The sequence below is a fragment of the Stenotrophomonas sp. 05L414_2 genome (genome assembly GCF_056397905.1).
Window position 1 is genome coordinate 1 of the sequence record NZ_JBFTOJ010000063.1, and the last position, 20,134, is coordinate 20,134.

General features: G+C 67.4%; 14 protein-coding genes. 8 read left to right on the plus strand and 6 right to left on the minus strand.

The features are described 5' to 3' along the window. On the minus strand, positions 1-864 hold an 864-nt coding region (locus AC1DJN_RS10765), incomplete at its 3' end, for a fumarylacetoacetate hydrolase family protein (protein ID WP_478039197.1). A 611-nt stretch (positions 865-1,475) separates the two neighbouring features. Between AC1DJN_RS10765 and AC1DJN_RS10770 the strand changes: the two genes are divergently transcribed. Together AC1DJN_RS10770 and AC1DJN_RS10775 are read left to right on the plus strand one after the other, a co-directional pair. Beyond that, entirely contained in the window at positions 1,476-1,625 is a 150-nt protein-coding gene (locus tag AC1DJN_RS10770; RefSeq protein WP_442252072.1) for a hypothetical protein, read from the plus strand. A 237-nt stretch (positions 1,626-1,862) separates the two neighbouring features. Then, positions 1,863-3,284: a DEAD/DEAH box helicase gene (locus AC1DJN_RS10775; RefSeq protein WP_032976382.1), complete on the plus strand. Its 1,422-nt coding sequence runs from the start codon at positions 1,863-1,865 to the stop codon at positions 3,282-3,284. A 602-nt stretch (positions 3,285-3,886) separates the two neighbouring features. On the opposite strand, the gene AC1DJN_RS10780 is transcribed toward AC1DJN_RS10775, so the two are convergent. Both AC1DJN_RS10780 and AC1DJN_RS10785 read right to left on the minus strand, forming a co-directional pair. After that, a complete protein-coding gene (locus AC1DJN_RS10780; RefSeq protein ID WP_442252071.1) occupies positions 3,887-6,481 on the minus strand; it encodes a M14 family zinc carboxypeptidase in 2,595 nt (864 codons plus the stop codon). A 64-nt stretch (positions 6,482-6,545) separates the two neighbouring features. After that, positions 6,546-9,185, minus strand: coding sequence for a TonB-dependent receptor (locus tag AC1DJN_RS10785; RefSeq protein WP_478039198.1), 2,640 nt, complete (start codon positions 9,183-9,185; stop codon positions 6,546-6,548). A gap of 195 nt (positions 9,186-9,380) precedes the next feature. Here AC1DJN_RS10785 and queD point away from each other — a divergent pair, with 195 nt between their 5' ends. Further along, on the plus strand, positions 9,381-9,743 hold the full coding sequence (gene queD, locus AC1DJN_RS10790) for a 6-carboxytetrahydropterin synthase QueD (protein ID WP_025878441.1): 363 nt from the start codon (positions 9,381-9,383) through the stop codon (positions 9,741-9,743). Positions 9,744-10,325: 582 nt separating this feature from the next. Here the strand turns inward: queD and asnB are convergent. Beyond that, the gene (gene asnB, locus AC1DJN_RS10795; RefSeq protein WP_033830269.1) at positions 10,326-12,227 is read right to left on the minus strand and encodes an asparagine synthase (glutamine-hydrolyzing); all 1,902 of its coding nucleotides are present in this window, start codon (positions 12,225-12,227) and stop codon (positions 10,326-10,328) included. Positions 12,228-12,572: 345 nt separating this feature from the next. Between asnB and AC1DJN_RS10800 the strand changes: the two genes are divergently transcribed. After that, the gene (locus tag AC1DJN_RS10800) at positions 12,573-13,262 is read left to right on the plus strand and encodes a winged helix-turn-helix domain-containing protein (protein WP_025878439.1); all 690 of its coding nucleotides are present in this window, start codon (positions 12,573-12,575) and stop codon (positions 13,260-13,262) included. Beyond that, positions 13,259-14,602, plus strand: a complete 1,344-nt coding sequence (locus tag AC1DJN_RS10805) for an ATP-binding protein (protein ID WP_442252070.1) — start codon at positions 13,259-13,261, stop codon at positions 14,600-14,602. Before AC1DJN_RS10800 ends, AC1DJN_RS10805 begins: the two co-directional genes overlap by 4 nt. Here AC1DJN_RS10805 and AC1DJN_RS10810 read toward each other — a convergent pair. After that, positions 14,599-16,071 (minus strand): sensor histidine kinase, encoded by a 1,473-nt coding sequence (locus AC1DJN_RS10810; protein ID WP_180831591.1) that lies wholly within the window; start codon positions 16,069-16,071, stop codon positions 14,599-14,601. The two genes, AC1DJN_RS10805 and AC1DJN_RS10810, sit on opposite strands and share 4 nt — an antisense overlap. Next, on the minus strand, positions 16,068-16,787 hold the full coding sequence (locus tag AC1DJN_RS10815; RefSeq protein ID WP_032976390.1) for a response regulator transcription factor: 720 nt from the start codon (positions 16,785-16,787) through the stop codon (positions 16,068-16,070). The genes AC1DJN_RS10810 and AC1DJN_RS10815 overlap by 4 nt, the downstream gene beginning before the upstream one ends. Positions 16,788-16,931: 144 nt before the next feature. On the opposite strand from AC1DJN_RS10815, the gene msrB reads away from it, so the two are divergent. The 3 genes from msrB to msrA are packed head-to-tail and all read left to right on the plus strand — an operon-like array spanning position 16,932 to position 20,034. Then, entirely contained in the window at positions 16,932-17,507 is a 576-nt protein-coding gene (msrB, locus tag AC1DJN_RS10820; RefSeq protein WP_025878435.1) for a peptide-methionine (R)-S-oxide reductase MsrB, read from the plus strand. 2 nt (positions 17,508-17,509) lie between these two features. After that, the gene (locus AC1DJN_RS10825; protein WP_442252069.1) at positions 17,510-19,273 is read left to right on the plus strand and encodes a cytochrome c biogenesis protein DipZ; all 1,764 of its coding nucleotides are present in this window, start codon (positions 17,510-17,512) and stop codon (positions 19,271-19,273) included. 14 nt (positions 19,274-19,287) lie between these two features. Beyond that, on the plus strand, positions 19,288-20,034 hold the full coding sequence (msrA, locus tag AC1DJN_RS10830) for a peptide-methionine (S)-S-oxide reductase MsrA (RefSeq protein ID WP_442252068.1): 747 nt from the start codon (positions 19,288-19,290) through the stop codon (positions 20,032-20,034). Positions 20,035-20,134: the final 100 nt, after the last annotated feature.

A 20,134-nucleotide genomic window follows, 5' to 3' on the forward strand; every position in this document is an offset into this window, starting at 1 on the left:
GCGCAGGGTTTCCACCACGCGCTGTTCGGCGAAGCACGAAGCCCCCTTGCTGGTGTCTTCGTTGGCGATGGTGCCCGAGCCGACGATGGTGCCGGCACTGAGCGGCCGCGTCTTCGCCGCGTGCGCGACCAGCTGGGCGAAGTTGAACTGCATGTCGACACCCGCTTCCGGCGCACCGAACCACGTCCCGTTGATGTGGGTCAGCAGCGGCAGGTGCACCTTGCTGTCCTGCCAGGCAGCGCCCAGCTCGTCGGGAGTGACGAACACCGGCGACAACGCCGAGCGCGGCTTGGACTGCAGGAAGCCGAAGCCCTTGGCCAGTTCGCCCGGGATCAGGTTGCGCAGCGAGACGTCGTTGACCAGGCCGATCAGCTGGATGTGGCCGGCGGCCTGCTCCGGCGTGGCGGCCATCGGCACGTCGTCGGTGATCACCACGATCTCCGCTTCCAGGTCGATGCCGTAGTCCTCGCTGACCACCTTGACCGCATCGCGCGGGCCATGGAAACCGGCGCTGGTGGCCTGGTACATCAGCGGATCACTGTAGAAGCTCTCCGGCACCTCGGCGCCGCGGGCGCGACGTACGCGCTCGACGTGTGGCAGGTAGGCGCTGCCATCAACGAATTCATAGGCGCGCGGCATCGGCGCAGCCAGGGCCTGCGGGTCCAAGTCGAACACGCCATCGGCGTCACCGGCATTGAGCGACTCATACAGCGCATTCAGACGCGGGGCCAGATGGCTCCAGTCCTCCAGGGCCAACTGCAGGGTGGCGGCGATGCCGGTGGCGCGCACGCCGTGGCGCAGGTCACGCGAGACGACGATCAGGGTGCCGTCGCGGCCGCCTTCCTTCAAGGAACCAAGCTTCATGGTGGGTGTCCGGAGTCGTGGGCAAACAAGTTTCAAGTGTAATCAAATAAGCAGCGTAGCCAAGCTGCAGCGCGGCATCGCCTCACCCTACCGCAGGAGGGGGGCGGCAGGGTTGCACCCTGCACGTGCAGAGGCAACGGCCAAGGCCAAGGCAGCCGCGAAAGCAACTGCAACAGCCGGCTCTGGGTTTTCTGTGGGTTGGGCGGGGCGGTATGGGGCTGCAGGACACGCCGTAAACCCATCCATGGGGGCTCGATGGCGCCATCCATGGCGCCAACGGTCCTGCAGCCCCATACCGCCCCGCCCTCGACAGTTTCCCGATGACGGTGGTAGATCCACGCCATGCGTGGATGAATTTCCAACGAAATCGAATATTTCGACAATTGAACGAAGAGCATCCACGCATGGCGTGGATCTACCGTGTCGACCAAGGTGACACCCACCAGGAGCAGGCCCTGCCATTTCGACAGATCGCGGAAAACTGTCGAAGGCGGGGTGGGTCCGGTTGCGGGGGTGTCCGCGGCATGGATGCCGCGGCCAAGCCCCCAGGGATGGGTTTACGGCGTCCCCCGCAACCGGACCCACCCCGCCATCCCACGGTATGCCCGCTGTTGCTGTTGCTGTTGCTGTTGCTGTTGCTGTTGCTGTTGCTGTTGCTGTTGCTGTTGCCATTGCCGTCGATTCGGCGGGTGCAGGGCGCAGCCCTGCCGAACCCCCAACCTGAACAGCCTGTTTTGCGTCAGGTCTCATCCTTCCGTTAGACTATGCGGGTCTGCAGCGGCCGTCCGTTTCCCTCCGGGATCGCCGGCGACCGGGGTTCGCCCCATCGCCCGCCCCCACTCCGACGCCGTTCGTCACGCATTCCAGCCTGCGCTTCGCGTTGGCTGCACCCAATTCTCGCAGCGCGGTTCACGGGAACGCTCCGAGTCAGCCGATCAGTTTGATCTGCCCCCGTCTGTCCGTTCGGACAGGCGTTAACTGTACTTGGAGCAATCTCGATGTCTTTTGAATCCCTGGGCCTTGCGCCCTTCCTGCTGCGTGCGCTCGCCGAGCAGGGCTACGAAACCCCGACCCCGATCCAGCAGCAGGCGATCCCGCTGGTGCTGGCCGGTCGCGACCTGCTGGCCGGCGCACAGACCGGTACCGGCAAGACCGCCGCGTTCGGCCTGCCGCTGCTGCAGCACCTGGGCACCGCTTCGCAGGAAGTGCGCACCGGCCCGCGCAAGCCGCGCGCGCTGATCCTGGCACCGACCCGCGAACTGGCCACCCAGGTGCATGACAGCCTGCGCGGTTACAGCAAGTACCTGCGCATCCCCAGCGCCTGCATCTACGGCGGTGTCGGCATGGGCAACCAGCTGGACATCCTGCGTCGCGGCGTGGATCTGCTGGTGGCGTGCCCGGGCCGCCTGATCGACCACCTGGAGCGTCGCAGCATCGACCTGTCCGGCATTGAACTGCTGGTGCTGGACGAAGCCGACCGSATGCTGGACATGGGCTTCCTGCCCTCGATCAAGCGCATCCTGGCCAAGCTGCCCAAGCAGAACCGCCAGACCCTGCTGTTCTCGGCCACCTTCGAGGACAACATCCGCCAGTTGGCGCTGGAATTCATGCGCAACCCGGAACAGATCCAGGTCACGCCGAAGAACACCGTCGCCGAGACCATCACCCACAAGGTGCATCCGGTCGATGGCAGCCGCAAGCGCGACCTGCTGCTGCACCTGCTGGCGCAGGACAGCCGCGAGCAGACCCTGGTGTTTGCCCGCACCAAGCACGGCAGCGACAAGCTGGCCGCGTTCCTGGAAAAGTCCGGCATCAAGACCGCGGCGATCCACGGCAACAAGAGCCAGGGCCAGCGCCTGCGTGCGCTCGGCGACTTCAAGGCTGGCCGTGTCACCGTGCTGGTGGCCACCGATATCGCCGCGCGCGGCATCGACATCAACGAGCTGCCGAAGGTGATCAACTTCGATCTGCCGATGGTGGCCGAAGACTACGTGCACCGCATTGGCCGTACCGGCCGCAACGGTGCGACCGGTGAAGCGATTTCGCTGGTGGCGCAGGATGAAGTGAAGCTGTTGCGCGCGATCGTGCGCCTGCTCGGCCGTGACATGGACATCCGCGATGTGCCGGGCTTCGAGCTGCAGACGCCGATCCGCTGGGGCAACAGTGCTCCGGGCAAGGCCGAGGCCGATACCGGCGAGCGCGTGCCGCGCAAGACCCACGCGCGCCGTCCGCACGGCGATGCGCCGCGTCATGCCCATGCAGGCCCGAAGAAGGCCGGCGGTGGCCGCCGCGAGGGCGCCGGCAACGGCCAGCAGCGCGCAGGCGCAGGTGCCGGTCAGGGCCAGCGTCGCGGTGGCGGCAACAACAGCGGTGGCGGCCGTGGCCGCGGCCAGGGTAGCGGCGGCGGTCGCGCCAGCTGATCCCAGCTGACAGGGATGGCGTCTCCCGCTGCGCGGGAGCTGCTTATCGGGGGACGACGCTTACGCGTCGTCCCTTTTTTGTTGCTGGCTGCCGGGTGGTTTGAAAGCTGGCGGTGGGTTTTGTGTGGGCGTTGGGGAGCGGGGGCGGTGCAAAACACGCCGTAAACCCATCCATGGGGGCTCGTAGGCGCCTTGCTCGTGTGCGCTGTCCTGCGCACACGGCAAGATCGGGGTTCGGCGTCCTGCCCAACCCGCCCGGGGCATGCCTCGGGCCCATGGCGCCTGCGGTTTTGCACCGCCCCCGCTCCCCAACGCTTCAGACATTTCCAGCGCCTACTTGTCCCGCCGGGTAGCCGAGAGAAGAAGGATCAATCCAAAGACAAAAGCAAAAGCCGGAATTCCAGCTTTTGCTTTTGCCCTTGCTCCCGCCTTGGGTTTGATGCATCCGCGCCCGCAGGAAACTGTCTGGGGAGGACGGATGGGCCGCGCAGGACCGCAGGCGCCATGGATGGCGCCTACGAGCCTACACGGACGTACTTGCGGCGTGTCCTGCGCGGCCCATCCGTCCTCCCAATCCCAGCGTCAGTTCGGCGCGTAATGCCTCAACCCCGCGCTTTACTCGGATTCACCAGATTCCCGAAGAAGATCGCGTTGATCAGCATCCGATCAGTGCCATGCCAGTACTTGCGATGCGCCGGATCATCAGCAAACAGGATCACGTTGCCCTGCCCCTGCGCTGACACCAGCAGCCATGCACTTCCAGCCACGCGACTGCGGTTGCGCTCGGACAGATAACCGTTCACCCGCGGTGTGTCGTCGATCCGCACCACCGTGGAAAACCCGTTCGTGCTCGGCTGCAGGATGACCGTGTTCTCCTTGTTGATCGCCAGTTGCCGGCGCGGCACGCCGAACGCCAAAGGATGACTGGGGTCGACGTCGGCGCTGAGGATGTTGCCGCTGACACGCTCGATCGCGGCGATATCGCGCTGGTCACCGAAGGCGCGGCGCGCGGTGTCTGTTGCTTCCTCGTCCTTGCCCAGCTTCTCGCCGTCGGCAAGTTTCTGTTCGATCGCCCACTTCGACGCGCTGCCATAGGTGACCAGTGACCCGCCGGCCTGGATCCAGCGCTTCAATGCCGCTACCGCGGTCGCGTCGATGCCGGCATAGGTGCCGCCGGACAGCACGATCGTGGTGTAGCGGTCCAGCGACACCTTGCCCAGCTGCTGCGGGTCCAGCTTGCTGGCCGGCAGGCGCAGCTGCTGGTCGAGCAGGAACCAGGCCGAACCGATTTCGGTGGCTGCCACGCCCTCGCCCATCACCAGCGCGACGGCGGGCTTGCGCAGTGCCTTGACGCCGTCACTGCCAAGGTCGATGCCGTCGCGGCTGCGACCGCTGGCCAGCGCATGCACCTGCACACCGGCGGCCCGCGCGGCGGCGGCGACCGCCTCCTGCAACGCCACACCCTGCAGCGGCTGCCCGGCCACCGGTACCACGATGCTGCCCCCGGCAAAGGCCACCTCACCTTGTGCGGTGGCCGCGGTGAACGGCTGGAAGGTGGCACGCGTGGACAAGCCCTTGGCCTGCAGGGCGGCCAGTGCGCGGCCCGCGTTGTAGTCGCGCCAGTCGATCACGTAGGCGAAGCCCGCTTCACCGCCGGTCAGCCCGCCCTGCACTGCGGGAACCTCGACCACGCGGGCGCCGCCATCGATGCGGCTGCGGCTGCCGGCAAAAGCCACGCCGTAGGCCGGGGCGATCGCGTAACTGGTGCTGCCGTAGAACACGTCGCCCTTGATCGGCGGGGTCTCGGCGAAGATCGAATGGACCAGGCGGAACTGCGCCTGCTGCACCGGCACCACGTAGGCGCTGCCCGCTTCGAAACGCTGGCCATCTACGCTGACAGCGCGGTCCAGTGCATGCACTTCAATCCTGTGCAGCAACAGCAGTTCCAGCAGGCGTCGGGTCAATGCCGGATCATGCGCGTCGCCGAACACGAAGCTCTTCACCGGCTGTTGTGCGGCCTGCTTCAGCGCGCTCTGGAAGAAACTCTTCTGCAGCTCGAACAGGGCGCTGCGCTCGGTCACCGCACCGCGCACCGTGCCCAATCCGGTGGCAACCTGGTTGCGGATGGTGAACGGGAACGTCAGCAGGCCATTCACCGATTCCTGCACGCGACCGCGCGAGCTGGCCTGCTCCACGGTGACGCCGACCGCGCCGTGGAAATCCGGATAGGTCGAGCCGTACACGGGCGAGAAATTGTCGAAGTTCTCACCGGTGTAGTACAGCGAACCCAGCGCATCGAGCGCCTGGGCGTGGTACTTGGCCAGGGTCTTGTTGAACTCGTACGATGCTGCCGGGATCAACGGGCTATGCATGCTCTTCGGCGATGGCTCGAAGTAGTACGTGCTGTCCTTGCCCATTTCATGGAAGTCGATCTGCACGTTCGGGTACCACTGGTGGAACTGCGCCACCTTCGGCCGCGAATCCTGCTGCGTCAGTGCCAGCCAATCGCGGTTGAGATCGGTGAAGTAGTGGTTGGTACGGCCCTGCGGGAACGTCTCGACGTGTTCCTTGTCGGCCGGATCGGCCGAGGCCGGGTCGGACGCCCAGGCGTTGTGCCAGTTGGCGGCGCGATCGCGGCCGTCGGGATTCTGCGCCGGGTCGAAAAGCACCACTGCCTGCTGCAGCCACTGCTGCGTTTCCGCGCTGCGGTTGGCCACCAGGTAGTAGGCGGTCAGCATCGCCGCTTCGCCACTGGAGGTCTCGTTGCCGTGCACGCTGTAGCCCAGCCACACCACCACCGGGCTGTCACCGGCAGCGCTGCGCGGCTGCGCCGGGTCGGCCAGGGTCGCGTGCTGCTGGCGGATCTGTTCCAGCCGCGCGTGGTTGCCTGCAGCAGTGACCGTGGCGATCAGCAGCGGTCGGCCCTCATAGCTGCGGCCGATCTCGCGCACGCTGATCTTGTCCGAGTGCTTGGCCAGCTCCTGGAAGTAAGCCACCAGCTGGTCATGGCGGGTGTAGCGGCTGCCGATCGGATAGCCGAGGAACTGCTCCGGCGTGGGAATGGCGGTATCGAATGCCGCGGCATCGGTGGTCTGCGGGAAGAAATAGGCGCTCTGCGCATGTACCGCAGGCGGCAACGATACGGCGGTGGCGACGGCGAGCAACAACGGGAAAACGGCACGGCGGTGGAAGGACACGGTGACTCCCCTGGAACATGGCAACACGGCCGGCCACACAGGGTGGCCGGCCGCGGCGGGTGGATCAGAAGCGGTAGTCGAAGCCCAGCGTGAAGTAGCGGCCACGCAGGTCGTACTGGCTGAAGTCGTACGGCGCGCGGATGCCCGGGAACGAGGCATCGTACGGCGGCGTCTTGTCACCCAGGTTCTGCACCTTGGCGTACACGGTCAGGTTCTCGATGCCGGTGTAGCCCAGGTAGAGATCGAACTGGTTGTAGGCGTCGACGCGGCTCTGCACCGCAGCGGCAGCGGTGCTGGCCTTCTGGTCGTAGCCACTGGTGTAGTACCAGGTCACCGCGGCGGTGTAGTCGCTGTACTTCCAGTCCAGGGTGGTGGTGGCCTTGTTCTTCGGCAGGGTGGCGCCGAGGTTGCTGCCGGCATAGTCCACCAGCGGGCCACCGACCACGGTCGGGCGCCGGTAGTCGCGCACGTGGGTGTAGGCCGAGGTCACGGTGAAGTCACCGAAGGCGGTGGTCGGGATGCGCTGGCGCAGCTCGACGTCGATGCCCGAGGTCTTCAGCTCGCTCAGGTTCTGGTAGCGGTTGTAGACCGCCTGCAGCTTGCCGCGCTCATCGCGCTGCACGGCACCGGCGACGTTGTCGTTGACCAGGGTCTGGGTGTTGTTGGTACCGACCAGGTTGTCCAGCTGGATACGGTAGTAGTCGATGCTCAGGTTGGTGTTCGCCCACGGCGACAGCACCACGCCGAAGTTCACGCTCTTGGTGCGCTCCGGCTTCAGGTCGCTGTTGCCGACGGTGAAGAAGGTCGGGTTCTGCCGCGAGCCCGGCACGTCCGGATCACGCGGATCGACCACGCTGCCGTAGGCGATGCTGGTGCTGTTGGAGTTCTCCGACAGCGACGGTGCACGGAAGCCCTTCGACGCCGAGGCACGCACCAGCAGGAAATCCAGCGGCTGCCAGCGCAGGCCGAGCTTGGGCGAGAACGCGTCGCCAAAATCATCGTAATGATCGGCGCGGGCGGCGGCGGACAGTTCCAGGGTCGAGGCCAGCGGCACGTTGACCTCGGCGTACGCGGCGCTGACCTTGCGCTCGCCATGCACTTCGGCGATTGCCGGGCGCACCTGCAGGCCGGCATCGATCTGCCACGGGTTGTTCGAATCAAGCTTCTCGCGGCGCCATTCGGCACCGGCGGCGAACCCGATGTCGCCGGCCCAGGTGTGGCCGAGACTGCCGGAGATCTTCGCATCAATGCCCTGCAGCACCGACTCGGCCGGACGCAGGGTGGCGATGTTGATCGAATCGCGCACCGACTGCGGCGTCGCGGCCGGGTTCAACAGGTTGTAGCTGCCGGTGGCCAGTGCATTGGCCAGTGCCCAGCGGTTGGCGAAGCCGCCGGAGACGGTTTCGCGCTCGCTGCTGCGCGCGCCGAACGCGGCCACTTCCCAGTCCCACTTCTCGGTGTTGCCACGCAGCCCGAACACACCGCGATAGGCGGTGGACCGGTTGGTCTTGATGGTGCCGCCGAGGTCGAAGAAGGTGTATTCGATCGGGATCGCGCGGCCGTACGGGTTGTACGGGTTGCTGGCCGGCAGGTTGGACGACACCGGCTCGGCCAGACCGGTCTGCGCGTTCAGTGCGAAGCGACCGCTTTCCAGGGTGAAGAACGGGCTGCTGCCGAACCAGGCAGCACTCTTGATCTGGCTGTACAGCACTTCGCCGAACGCTTCGACGTTGTCGCCCAGGCGGAACGTGCCGTTGGCGTAGGCCTGGTAGCGCTTGGTGGAGGGAATCAGGGTGGTGTACGGGGCCTGGTTGAAGCCGCAGGTATCACCGGCCAGGCCGTCGATCGGCGCGCTGGCCACGCGGGTGGTGCCGGTGGGGCAGTTGCCGTTGGCATCGAGCATCGGCACGGAGGTGCCATTGACCAGATAGCGTGCACCCTTGGCCGACCAGCCGTTCCAGCGGCCGCCGGGCTGGTCGCTGTAGATGCCGCTCTTGGTCAGGTTGCGCTCATCCTGGTCCAGTCGCTCGCGGTTGTAGCCCTGCAGGCTGAAAAGGATGTTGTAGCCGTCCTTGTCGATGTCGCCCAGGCCACCGACGAACTTCAGGTTCTGCTCGTGCAGGCCGCCCTGGTCGGCGCCGCCGAAGCTGCCGCCGATCTCGGCGCCTTCGAAGTTCTGCCGGGTGATGATGTTGACCACGCCGGCCACCGCATCGCTGCCGTACACCGCTGACGCACCGTCCTTGAGCACTTCGATGCGTTCGACCGCCACCAGCGGCAGCGCGTTGAGATCGACGAAAGTGTCCGACAGGCCGCCGGCCGGGAAGCCGTAGTTGGCCAGGCGGCGGCCGTTGAGCAGCACCAGCGTGTTCTTCTGCGAAAGACCGCGCAGGCCGATGCCGGCCGAGCCCGAGGCCCAACCGTTGTTGGTGGTCTCGTTGCTGGCGTTGCCGGTGTTGGCCGAGATCGAACGCAGCACATCGGCCACGGTGGCCTTGCCGGTCTGTTCCAGCTGCTGGCGGCCGATCACCTGCACCGGGTTGGAGGCTTCGGTATCGGCGCGTTTGATGTTGGAACCGGTGACGCGCACGGCAGCCAGGGTGCTGGYTTCGCCGCTGGCGTCGGCGGGGGTTTCGGCGGCGGCAGACAAAGGCGCGGCCAGAGCGACGGCCAGGGCCGCCACGAGCAGGGTGTGCTGGGGCATGACGATGTGGGGGAGGTAGTGGAAGGACGAGGTAAGTTCCGCAGTAATCCATGCCTGGCCGGGGTGCGGCCAATAACATCTCTTCATACGGATATAAGAGAAACTATCATCTCTTCATCCGGATGGAAATAATTTCTTCACGGGAAGGCAACGCAAAGCCGGGCTGATCGGCCGCCCGCGGCGTACAATCGCGCCATGGAAATCTTCAAAGTCTTCATGCTCGAGGCGGCGCACCGCCTCCCCAACGTGCCGCCGGGGCACAAGTGCGCGCGCCTGCACGGCCACTCCTTCCGGGTGGAACTGAAAGTCGAGGGCGAGCCGGGCGCGCAGACCGGCTGGATCATGGATTTCGGTGACGTGAAGGCGGCTTTCCAGCCGATCTACGACCGCCTGGACCACCATTACCTCAATGACATCCCCGGCCTGGAGAACCCGACCAGCGAAAACCTGGCCGTGTGGATCTGGAACGAGCTCAAGCCCACCCTGCCGGCATTGAGCGAGATCACCGTGCACGAAACCTGCACCTCGGGCTGCCGTTACCGCGGCCCCGCCGCCTGATCAACCCATTGATCTGAAAGGCCTCAAGGCGCCAGCGATGGCGCCTTCGTGATTTTTGTTGCATTGCCGCATGATCGGCGTATGCTGCATTGCATCAATACAAATGCACGGCGGATGCGACTGGCAGGCAACAGCCACCGGCGCGACGCCCACGCTCATTGCATGGGTCCCTCCCCCCATGCAATCCGGACCCGGCAGATCCCTCCCTCTGCCGGGTCTTTTTTTGCCTGGCGTCTGGATTCCAGAGCGCTCCTTCGTCCGGGTCTATGCGAGCTGGAGGGCCCCGCCGGGGCAGGTAGAGGTTTGGGCAAATGTCCCCCGGCGCCGGCCGTTGGCCGTCACCTCCTCCTTTACTTTGCCCAGACCCCTACCCGCCCCGACGAGGCTCGGCTTACGGCACCAGGCGCGCAGATCGCTGCTTTCCTGAGGCCACCGAAGATCTCCCCACGCAGGGCGGAGGCCCTTGCGTGCGAAGTAAAGGGGGAGGCGGTGGCCGCAGGCCGGCGCCGGAGGACATTCGCACGCAAGGGCCTCCGCCCTGCGCTGCGCAGAATGGATCAACCGCGCGCCACGAAGGCACGCTCAGCGCCCGCGATTGCCGTGCCAGTGCTGGTACCACGCCTGGAACATCAACACGTTCCACAGGTGCGTATGCCATTTGCGCTCGCCRCGCAGGAACGCCTCCCAGATCGCGCGCACGCGTACTGCATCGAAGCACCCCTGGTTGCGCAGCAGCTGCGGGTCGAGCAACGCTTCCGCCCAGTCGCGCAGCGGGCCGGCCAGCCAGCGTGCCATCGGTGGGCCGAAACCGCGCTTGGGGCGATAGACCAGCGGCGCGGGCAGGTAGCGCGCCAGCAGATGCTTGAGGATCCGCTTGTGCTCGCCGTCGTGGTACTTCAAGTGCTGCGGCAGGCGCCAGGCCAGGCGTATGACCTCCATGTCCAGCAACGGCGAGCGTGTCTCCACGCCGGCCGCCATGCCGGCACGGTCGACCTTGGCAAGGATCCCCTCGGCCAGGTCCATGCGGAAATCCAGCAGCTGGATGCGCGCTTCCGCCGGCAGTGCGGTGTCCTGCTGCTGGAAGATCGTCGCCGGCTCGCGCGCCCCCAGTACCACCTGGGTCGGCTGCCGCCAGCGGGTGACGCGCTGCAGGTAATGCCCCTCCACGTCGTTGGCGGCCACCTCGGCCACCAGTGCCCGCCAACCGCCAAGCCGACCACGCTCGACGTTCAAGCGGCTGCTGCCACGCCGTGCAAGATCACGTACCCATTCCGGCAGGCCACCGCACAGGCGCGCATTGCGCAGCGCGCGGCCATAGCTGGGGTGGCCGAAGAACAGCTCATCGCCGCCGTCACCGGTCAGCGCCACCGGCTTGCGCGCGCCGAGCAGCTCGCTGGCCAGCAGGGTGGGCAGCTGCGAGGCATCGGCGAACGGTTCGCACCAGACCTGCGGCAAGCGTTGCAGCAGTTCCAGGCCCTGCCGGCTGTCCATCCTGTGCAGGTGGTGATGCACGCCCAGGTGCCGGGCCACCTGCGAGGCCCAGTCGCTCTCGTCGTGACCGGGGTCGTCGAAACCCACCGTCCATGCTTCCACCGGCAACGCCGACTGCGCCTGCATCATCGCCACCACCAGCGACGAATCGGTGCCACCGGACAGGAATGCACCGCAGGCCACGGGTGAATGCACGCGCGTGGCGATCGCCTGCTGCAGCACCACCTCCAACTGGTCGGTGGCCTGCTCCAGGCTGGGCGCCGGCTGCAACGGCTGCTGCAGCGCGGATTGCATCGCATCGCGCGCGCACCAGTAGCGATGGCCGCCCTGCGTGGCCTGCGTTGATCCGCCGGCGGCATGATCGTTGAGGTCCACGCGCAGCATCGCCCCGGCCACCAGCTTGTGGATGCCGCGATAGATGGTGTGCGGCGCCGGCACATAGTCATGGCGCAGCAGCAGGCTCAATGCATCCTGGTCGATGCTGGGAGCGAATCCGGCAAAGGCCTGCAGCGCCTTCAACTCCGAAGCGAACAGGAACTGGCCCTGGTACCAGCCGTAATATAACGGCCGTTCGCCGACCGGGTCGCGCGCCAGCCAGAGCTCATGTGCGTGGCGGTCCCAGACGCTGAACGCAAATGCCCCTTCGATGCGCGACAGCGCACGCTGCACGCCCCACTCGACGACGGCCTGCAGCAACAGGCGTGCATCGGTGCAGCTGCGTGGCAGGTCGCGCAGCTGCGACTGCAGGGCCGCGCGGTTGTAGATGCGGCCATCCAGGCACAGCACGTAGCGCCCGCAGCTGGAGCTGAGCGGCTGCAACGGCATGTCGGTCGGCGCACGGCAATGACCGAGGGCCAGCCCTGCGTCGGCATCGGTCCAGTACCCGATGCGACCGCGGCCGCGCTGCTGCAGCGCCCGCAGCATCGGCGCCAGCTGCTGCAGCAGCTGCTCATCGTCGGCAGGCGGCAGCCAGGCCCCGACCACGCCGCTCATCGCTGGCCTCCATGGCAAGGGCATTCAAGGAAAAGCGCGGGACAGGAGGCGGACGGCATGAGGGCGGCACGCGGATGGGGAGAGCTGCCATGCTCGGCCCCGCCGAGCGCCACGTCAGTCGTAGCGCTGTCAGCGACCGTCACCGCAGGCGCGGCTTGCGTAACGTTTTGTAACAACACGATTGCTACCGTGCGGCCAAGTCGTTGCCCGGCCTGAGGCCCGGCCCGCGCGCCAGCAACCCCGGCTGAATGGCGCCCGCTCCCTGGACCCGAGCGGCCCGGCAGCTGGGATAGCATCGCCGCGCTCGTGCCACGGCGGTACGGAAGCACCCCGGAGGCCTTGTAGATGCTGGATATCGTACTGGTTGAAGACGACGCTCGGCTGGGCACGATGGTCAGCGACTACCTGAAGCGCCACGGTTACCAGGTCGCCCACGAACGCTGCGGCCAGCGCGCGATCGCCCGGATCCTCAGCGAGAAGCCGGCGCTGGTCCTGCTCGATATCGGCCTGCCGGGCCAGGATGGTTTCGAAGTGTGTCGGCAGATCCGGCCCCACTATGACGGGATCATCTGCGTGCTGAGCGCCCGCACCGACAACATCGACCAGGTGCTGGGGCTGGAGCTGGGCGCCGACGACTACATCGGCAAGCCGATCGAACCACGGGTGCTGCTGGCCCGGCTGCGCGCCCACCTGCGCCGCCACCGCCGGGTCGAGCCACGCGATGGCGCCCTGCGTTTCGGTGAACTGAGCATCGACCCGTCCACCCGCAACGTGCACCTGCAGGGCCGCCTGCTGGAGCTGACCACCGCCGAGTTCGACCTGCTGTTCCTGCTGGCCGGCAACGCGGGCCAGATCCTCGACCGCGATGCGCTGCTGCGTGGCCTGCGCGGCATCGCCTTCGATGGCCTGGATCGGTCGATCGACGCACGCATCTCGCGCCTGCGGCGCAAGCTCGGCGACAACCCGGAGCAGCCCGAGCGGATCAAGACCGTGCGCGGCCGTGGTTACCTGTTCAGCCGATCAGCATGGGGATGAAGCATCCGTCGTCGGCCATGCGTGGCCATGCCTTCCACTTCCTGCGCTACGGCATCGGTTTCCTCACCGCCCATCTGCTGCTGATCGTGCTCGGGCTGTGGGCCTGGGATGCGCTGCTGGAAGACCGCACCGAGGCCAGCCTGCAGGCGGAAATGCGCGGCCCGCACGCCATGCTGCAACATCGCTTCGCCGAAACGCCGCCGGCGCAGTGGCCAGCCCTGGCGCAACAGTTGCACAGCGATTTCGCCTATCCGCTGCAGCTGATGCCGCTGACCGAAGCTGCCGCGATACTGCCGGCGAAACAGCGCAAGGGCCTGCTCAACGGACACGTGCAGATCGAGCTGGACAGCATGCGCAGCCTGCAGCGCGTCGGCAACAGCAGCAGTGCGCTGATCCTGGGGCCGCTGGACCAGGCCCTGCCCGAAGAAGGCTGGCAGGACAGCGAAGCCTCCGGCGTGGCCATCATCCTGCTGATCCTGATGGTGGCGGTGGCATTGCCGATGTACGTGATGGTCTACCGGTTGTGGCGCGATGTCTCGCAGCTGGCGCAGACCGCACGACGGATGCGCGATGGCCAGCTCGACAGCCGGGCGCCACGCGCCGGTACCGCGCTGGTGCGGCCATTGGCCAAGGCGTTCAACCACATGGCCGAACAGCTGCAGCTGCTGCTGGACAGCCAGCGCGTGCTGGCCCAGGCGGTGGCGCACGAAGTACGCACACCGCTGGCACGCATGCGCTTCGGCCTGGCCGACCTGGAAGACACCGGACTGGACAACGCCCAGCGCGATGCGTTGTCCGGCCTGCGCATCGACATCGACCGGTTGCAGCACCTGACCGATGCGGGTGTCGAGTACGCCGCGCTCGGCCGCTGCCATCAGGTCACCCGCCAGCGCCTGCAACTGGCCGCGCTGGTACGCGGCGTGGTCGAGCAGTTCGCACCACTGACGATACCGGTGCAGCAGGACCTGTCACCGGCAGGGCTGGTCAACGTCAACCGGCACATGCTGGAACTGGCGCTGCGCAACCTGCTGGGCAACGCGCTGCGCTATGCGCGCCGGCAGATCCGCATCGTCAGCACGCTCAACGAGGGATGGCTGTGCCTGCAGGTGGAGGACGACGGTCCCGGTATCGCCGTCGAACTGCGCAGCCAGGTGCTGCAGCCCTACGTGCGGCTGGACCTGGCCAGCCCGGGTTTCGGGCTGGGCCTGGCGCTGGTGCAGGTGGTGGCGGACAAGCATCGCGGCCACGTGGAAGTGGCCGATTCGGTGCTCGGCGGTGCCTGCATCCGGCTGCTGCTGCCGATGGAAAGCGGTGTCCCGCCACCGGCAGACAACGTCTAGTTCGCCTCGGCATCGGCACGCGGCAAGGCGAACACGAACAGCGCGCCCTGTTCGCTGTCGCGCAGTTCGATACGGCGGCCATGCAACTGCACGATGCGCTGCACGATCAGCAGGCCGAGCCCGCCGTTTTCGCCACGCCGCGCGCCCAGTGCCGCCGGCGCCTGGAACAGTTGCCCACGCAGCGCCGGCGGCACCCCGGGGCCATCGTCCTGCACCGCCACCTGCACACTGTCGGGCAGCGCCGACAGCTGCACCTGCACACGGCCCCCGTCCGGGGCATGCCGCAGCGCGTTGTCGAGCAGATTGGTCAGCACGCGCTCCACAAGACCCAGGTCGGCGCGCACCAGCGGCAGGCCCGGCGGGAAATCAGCGTGCAGGCGCTGCCCACGTGCCTGCGCGGCCAGCTCGAACTTCTGCAGCACGTCCTGCAGCAGTTCCGGCAGCGCGAACACTTCCCACTCCAGCCGCACTTCACCGTGCTCCAGCCGCGCCAGTTCAAACAACGCCCGGGCCAGACGGCCGACCTTGGCGCTCTGCGCCAGCGCGATACCGAGATAGCGACGACGCTCCTGCGGCGACAGCGTGGCTTCTTTCAGCGCCAGCGTTTCGAGGTAACCGTGCAGCGAGGACAACGGCGTGCGCAGGTCGTGCGAGATGTTGGCCACCAGTTCGCGGCGCTGCAGGTCCTGCTGGCGAAGCTGCTGCCACTGCTCGCCCAGCCGCTGTGCCATCTGCGAATGGGCATGTTCGAGGATCTTCAGTTCATCGCGCTCACCCGCGCGCAGCGGTACCGGCGCGGGCAGTGGCGTCGGTGCGTCGATGTCGAAGGCCTGTATGCGCCGGGTGACCTGGCGCAGGGGCCGGGTCACCCAGTAGAAGGCCACCAGGCCGGCAAGCAGGCCCAGCCCGCCGATCAACAGCACCGACCAGAGCGTGGTGTGCCATTGACTGCCGGCGGCCAGATCGTCGGCCAGCATCTGCCGGTGTTCGCCCACCAGTACCACGTACACGTAACCCGCCTGCCGCCCCTGCACCACCAGCGGCGCGACACTGAACACCTTGCGACCATCCGTGCTGCGCGGATCGTCACCGAGGATCGGCAGCGGCGCACCGGACAGCAGGCGTCGCAGCGGTGCCACGTCCACCCGGCTGCGCACCAGGTGGCCGCTGGGCGCATCGTGGCCGAGGATGCGACCCTGCTCATCCAGCAGGTACACCTCGACACTGGGGTTGACCGCCATCAGCTGGCCGAACAATGCGCGCACCGCTGCATCGCGCATGCCGCTGGTGTCCATCAGTTCGCTGCGCTGGGCGATGTGCTCGGCCAACCCAAGCGACAGGCGCTGCACCACTTCCTGCTCATGCCGGGTATTGGTGCGCATCTGCCAGGCCAGCAGCGCCATGCAGCACGTCAGCATCAGCGCCGACATCACCAGCGCCAGTTTCTGCCACAGGTTCGGCTTGATCATGTGGCCGCCCCGGCCGGGTCGACCAGTTTGTAACCGCGCCCCCACACCGTCAGCAGGCGCCGCGGGTTGCCCGGGTCGGTCTCGATCTTGCTGCGCAGGCGGTTGATGTGGGTGTTGACCGTGTGCTCGTAACCGTCGTGCTGGTAGCCCCAGACCTGGTTGAGCAGTTCCATCCGCGCAAACACCTGGTCCGGGTGGCGGGCGAAGAACAGCAGCAGTTCGAACTCACGCGGGGTCAGTTCCAGTGCATTGCCATCGACGGCGGCAGTACGGGCGACCGGGTCCAGCCGCAGCCCCCCGAGTTCGATCGCCCCGGCATCGATGCGCGCGTTCTGTGCCATGGCTTCGGCGCGGCGCAGCAGCGCACGCACGCGCGCCACCAGTTCCGGCATCGAGAACGGCTTGGCCAGGTAGTCGTCCGCGCCCAGTTCCAGGCCGACGATGCGCTGGGTTTCGCTGCCACGTGCGCTGATGATGATGATCGGCACGTAGCGCGCCATCGCGCGTGCACGCTGGCAGACCTGCAGGCCGTCCACGCCCGGCAGCATCACGTCCAGTACCAGTGCATCCCACGGACCTTCCTGTTCGATCAGGCGCAGGCCGGCATCGCCGCTGGCGGCGTGTGCGACTTCATAGCCCTCATCCCCCAGGTGCATGCGCAGCAGGTCGGCGATGTGGGCATCGTCTTCAACGATCAGGACACGTTTGGCGGACATCGGCAGCTTCGGGCCAGTGGGGAGGCTGCCCGCATTGTGGCGCGGGAGCGGCGTGGATACCTCACGAAAAATTGAATCCTGCGTGAGGATTCGTTGACCGGAGGGGGCGCAGCATGGCCCCGTCGCCCCTTCCCGGAGTCCACCATGTCCCTCACCCGCCGCCATCTGCTGGGCCTGGGCGGTGCTGTCACCGCCGCCGGCCTGCTGGGCCTGGGCGCGTGCAGCCGCGCGGCCCCGGCCGCTGCCGAGGCACGGCCTGCGCGACAGTTCGAGGTGGTCCGCAGCGATGCCGAGTGGCGCCGGCTGCTGAGCCCGGCGCAGTACGCCGTGCTGCGCCAGCAGGCCACCGAGCGCCCCTGGAGCAGCCCGCTGAACAAGGAACATCGGCAGGGCACGTTCGCCTGTGCCGGCTGTGCGTTGCCGCTGTTCTCTTCGTCCACCAAGTTCGAAAGCCACACCGGCTGGCCCAGCTTCTGGGCGCCGCTGCACAACGCCATCGGCGAGGACCGTGACACCACCTTCGGCATGTTGCGGGTGGAAGCACATTGCCGCCGCTGTGGCGGCCATCTCGGCCATGTGTTCAACGACGGCCCGCGGCCGACCGGACTGCGCTACTGCATGAACGGCGCCGCGATGGCGTTCATGCCCGGGACTGCGCAACAGGACGCCGCTGGCGGCTGGCGCGTGCCGGTCGGTTCTTCCCCTGCTTCTGGAGCCTGATGATGCTGCTGTTGCTGCTTGCCTATCTCGGCGGCGTGCTGACCCTGCTCAGCCCGTGCATCCTGCCGGTGCTGCCGTTCGTGTTCGCACGCGCTGATCGTCCTTCCCTGCGCAGCACCCTGCCGCTGCTGCTGGGCATGGCACTGACCTTCACCGTGGTCGCCAGTCTGGCGGCGGTCGGCAGCCAGTGGGTGGCGCAGGCCAACCAGGTCGGCCGCTGGGTGGCATTGGTACTGATGGCGGTGTTCGCCATCGCGCTGCTGTGGCCGACCCTGGCCGACCACCTGCTGGCGCCGTTCCAGCGCATCGGCGCGCGCCTGAGCGCACGTGCCGACGCCGCGGATGCGGCCGGCCGTGGCGGCGCCTGGACCTCGCTGCTGATCGGCATCGCCACTGGCCTGCTGTGGGCCCCCTGCGCCGGTCCGATTCTCGGCCTGGTGCTGACCGGTGCCGCCCTGAACGGCGCCAGTGTCGGCACCAGTTCGCTGTTGCTGGCCTACGCGCTGGGCGCCGTCACCGCACTGGCGCTGGCGGTGTGGGTGGGCGGCCGTGTGTTCCGCGCACTGCAGGCCCGGCTCGGCCTGGGCAATGTGGTGCGCCGGGTGCTCGGCGTGGCCGCGCTGCTGGCGGTGGTGGCGATCGGCCTGGGCTGGGACACCGGCCTGCTGACCCGCCTGTCCGCGGTCAGTACCGCACGCATCGAACAGGGCCTGCTCGATGCCGTGCCCGGCACGCAGCCGGCAGCACCACCGATGATGATGATGGCAGCCGGCCAGGCAGGCGCGCCGCTGCCGGTGGAAGGAACGCTACCCACGCTGGACGGCGCCACCGGGTGGCTCAACAGCCCGCCGCTGAGCCGCGAGCAGCTGCATGGCAAGGTCGTGCTGATCGACTTCTGGACCTATTCCTGCATCAACTGCCTGCGTGCGATGCCGTTCGTGCACGAATGGGCGCAGCGCTACCGCGACCATGGCCTGGTGGTGATCGGCGTGCACACCCCGGAATTCGCGTTCGAGCGCGACCCGCGCAACGTGATGAAGGCCGTGCAGCAGCTGAAGGTCGAGTACCCGGTCGCACTCGACAACCAGTATGCGATCTGGCGCGCGTTCAACAACCGCTACTGGCCGGCGCACTACTTCGTCGATGCGCAGGGCAACATCCGCGGGCATCAGTTCGGCGAGGGCAACTACGCGCACTCCGAACAGGTGATCCGCCGCCTGCTGGTGGAAGCCGGGCAGACCGAGCTGCCGCCGCCTGCTGATCCGGCCGCGGCTGACCTGCAGGGCGTGGCCACGCAGGCCGACATGGGCAACCTGCGCTCGCCGGAAACCTACCTGGGCCACGCACGTGCCGAGCAGTTCGCCTCGCCGGGCGGGCAGCGCGCCGACGCAGCATTCGGCTACACGCTGCCGTCCACCCTGGCGCTGAACCAATGGGGCCTGTCCGGACAGTGGCGGGTCAACGATGAGGCTGCACAACTGCAGCAGGCCGGCGGCCGCATCGCGTTCCAGTTCCACGCCCGCGACCTGCATCTGGTGCTGGCACCGGGCGAGGACGGCAAGCCGGTGCGCTTCCGCGTGCTGCTCGATGGCAAGCCACTGCCTGCGGCCGATGCCGGCGCCGACGTGGTCGCCGATGGCACCGGCACCGTCAACGAGCACCGCCTGTACCAGCTGATCCGCCAGCGCGGCACGATCGGTCCGCATCGTTTCGAGATCGAATTCCTCGACGCAGGCGTGCAGGCCTACGCCTTCACCTTCGGTTGAACCGGGAGCACACGATGAAACTCTCCTTCGAACAGGGCATTGCCGCCGGCGTCGCCGGCCTGGTCGCCACCGCGCTGGTCGCGGGTGTGCTGCTGGTGGACCACAGCGCGATCGCCGCCCCGGCCGAGCCCACCGCACAGCTGCAGGCACTGCCTGCGCCCAGCGGTGATGCGGCGTTCCGCGATGACGCCAGCCACGCCAGCCACGCCAGCGTGGTATTCGCCGGCGGTTGTTTCTGGGGCGTGCAGGGCGTGTTCCAGCACGTCAAAGGGGTGAGCAACGCGGTGTCCGGTTACATCGGAGGCAGTGCCGCCGACGCCCGCTATGAACGCGTCAGCGGTGGCCGCACCGGCCACGCCGAAGCGGTGAAGGTGGACTACGACCCGCGCCAGGTCAGCTATGGACAGTTGATGCAGGTGTTCTTCTCGGTGGTGCACGACCCGACCCAGCTCAACCGCCAGGGGCCCGATCATGGCAGCCAGTACCGCTCGGCGATCTTCGCCGAAGACGCGCGCCAGCAGGCAGCAAGCCGTGCGTACATCGGCCAGCTCGGCCAGGCGGGGAGCTACCGCGCGCCGATCGTGACCCAGGTGAGCAGCGGCCAGCGCTTCTACCCGGCCGAGAGTTACCACCAGAACTACATGAGCAACTACCCGCAGGCCGCGTACATCCGCTACTACGACGCGCCCAAGCTGACCGCGCTGGGCAAGCAGTTCCCGGCGTTGTACCGCCGCGATCCCGCGTTGGTGCCGATGCGCTGACACCCCATGGTGGGGCCGGCCGCTGGCCGCCACCACGGCATGAAAAAGACGCACGGCCACAGGGCCGTGCGCTTGGGAAGTATCGACCCGGCCCCGATCA

Bases quoted from the DNA above. Each gene is read 5' to 3' on its own strand.
- AC1DJN_RS10800 (WP_025878439.1), top strand. From the start codon at position 12,573: ATGCTGGATATCGTACTGGTTGAAGACGACGCTCGGCTGGGCACGATG.
- AC1DJN_RS10810 (WP_180831591.1), bottom strand. From the start codon at position 16,071: ATGATCAAGCCGAACCTGTGGCAGAAACTGGCGCTGGTGATGTCGGCG.
- queD (WP_025878441.1), top strand. From the start codon at position 9,381: ATGGAAATCTTCAAAGTCTTCATGCTCGAGGCGGCGCACCGCCTCCCC.
- msrB (WP_025878435.1), top strand. From the start codon at position 16,932: ATGTCCCTCACCCGCCGCCATCTGCTGGGCCTGGGCGGTGCTGTCACC.
- AC1DJN_RS10825 (WP_442252069.1), top strand. From the start codon at position 17,510: ATGCTGCTGTTGCTGCTTGCCTATCTCGGCGGCGTGCTGACCCTGCTC.
- msrA (WP_442252068.1), top strand. From the start codon at position 19,288: ATGAAACTCTCCTTCGAACAGGGCATTGCCGCCGGCGTCGCCGGCCTG.
- AC1DJN_RS10815 (WP_032976390.1), bottom strand. From the start codon at position 16,787: ATGTCCGCCAAACGTGTCCTGATCGTTGAAGACGATGCCCACATCGCC.
- AC1DJN_RS10805 (WP_442252070.1), top strand. From the start codon at position 13,259: ATGAAGCATCCGTCGTCGGCCATGCGTGGCCATGCCTTCCACTTCCTG.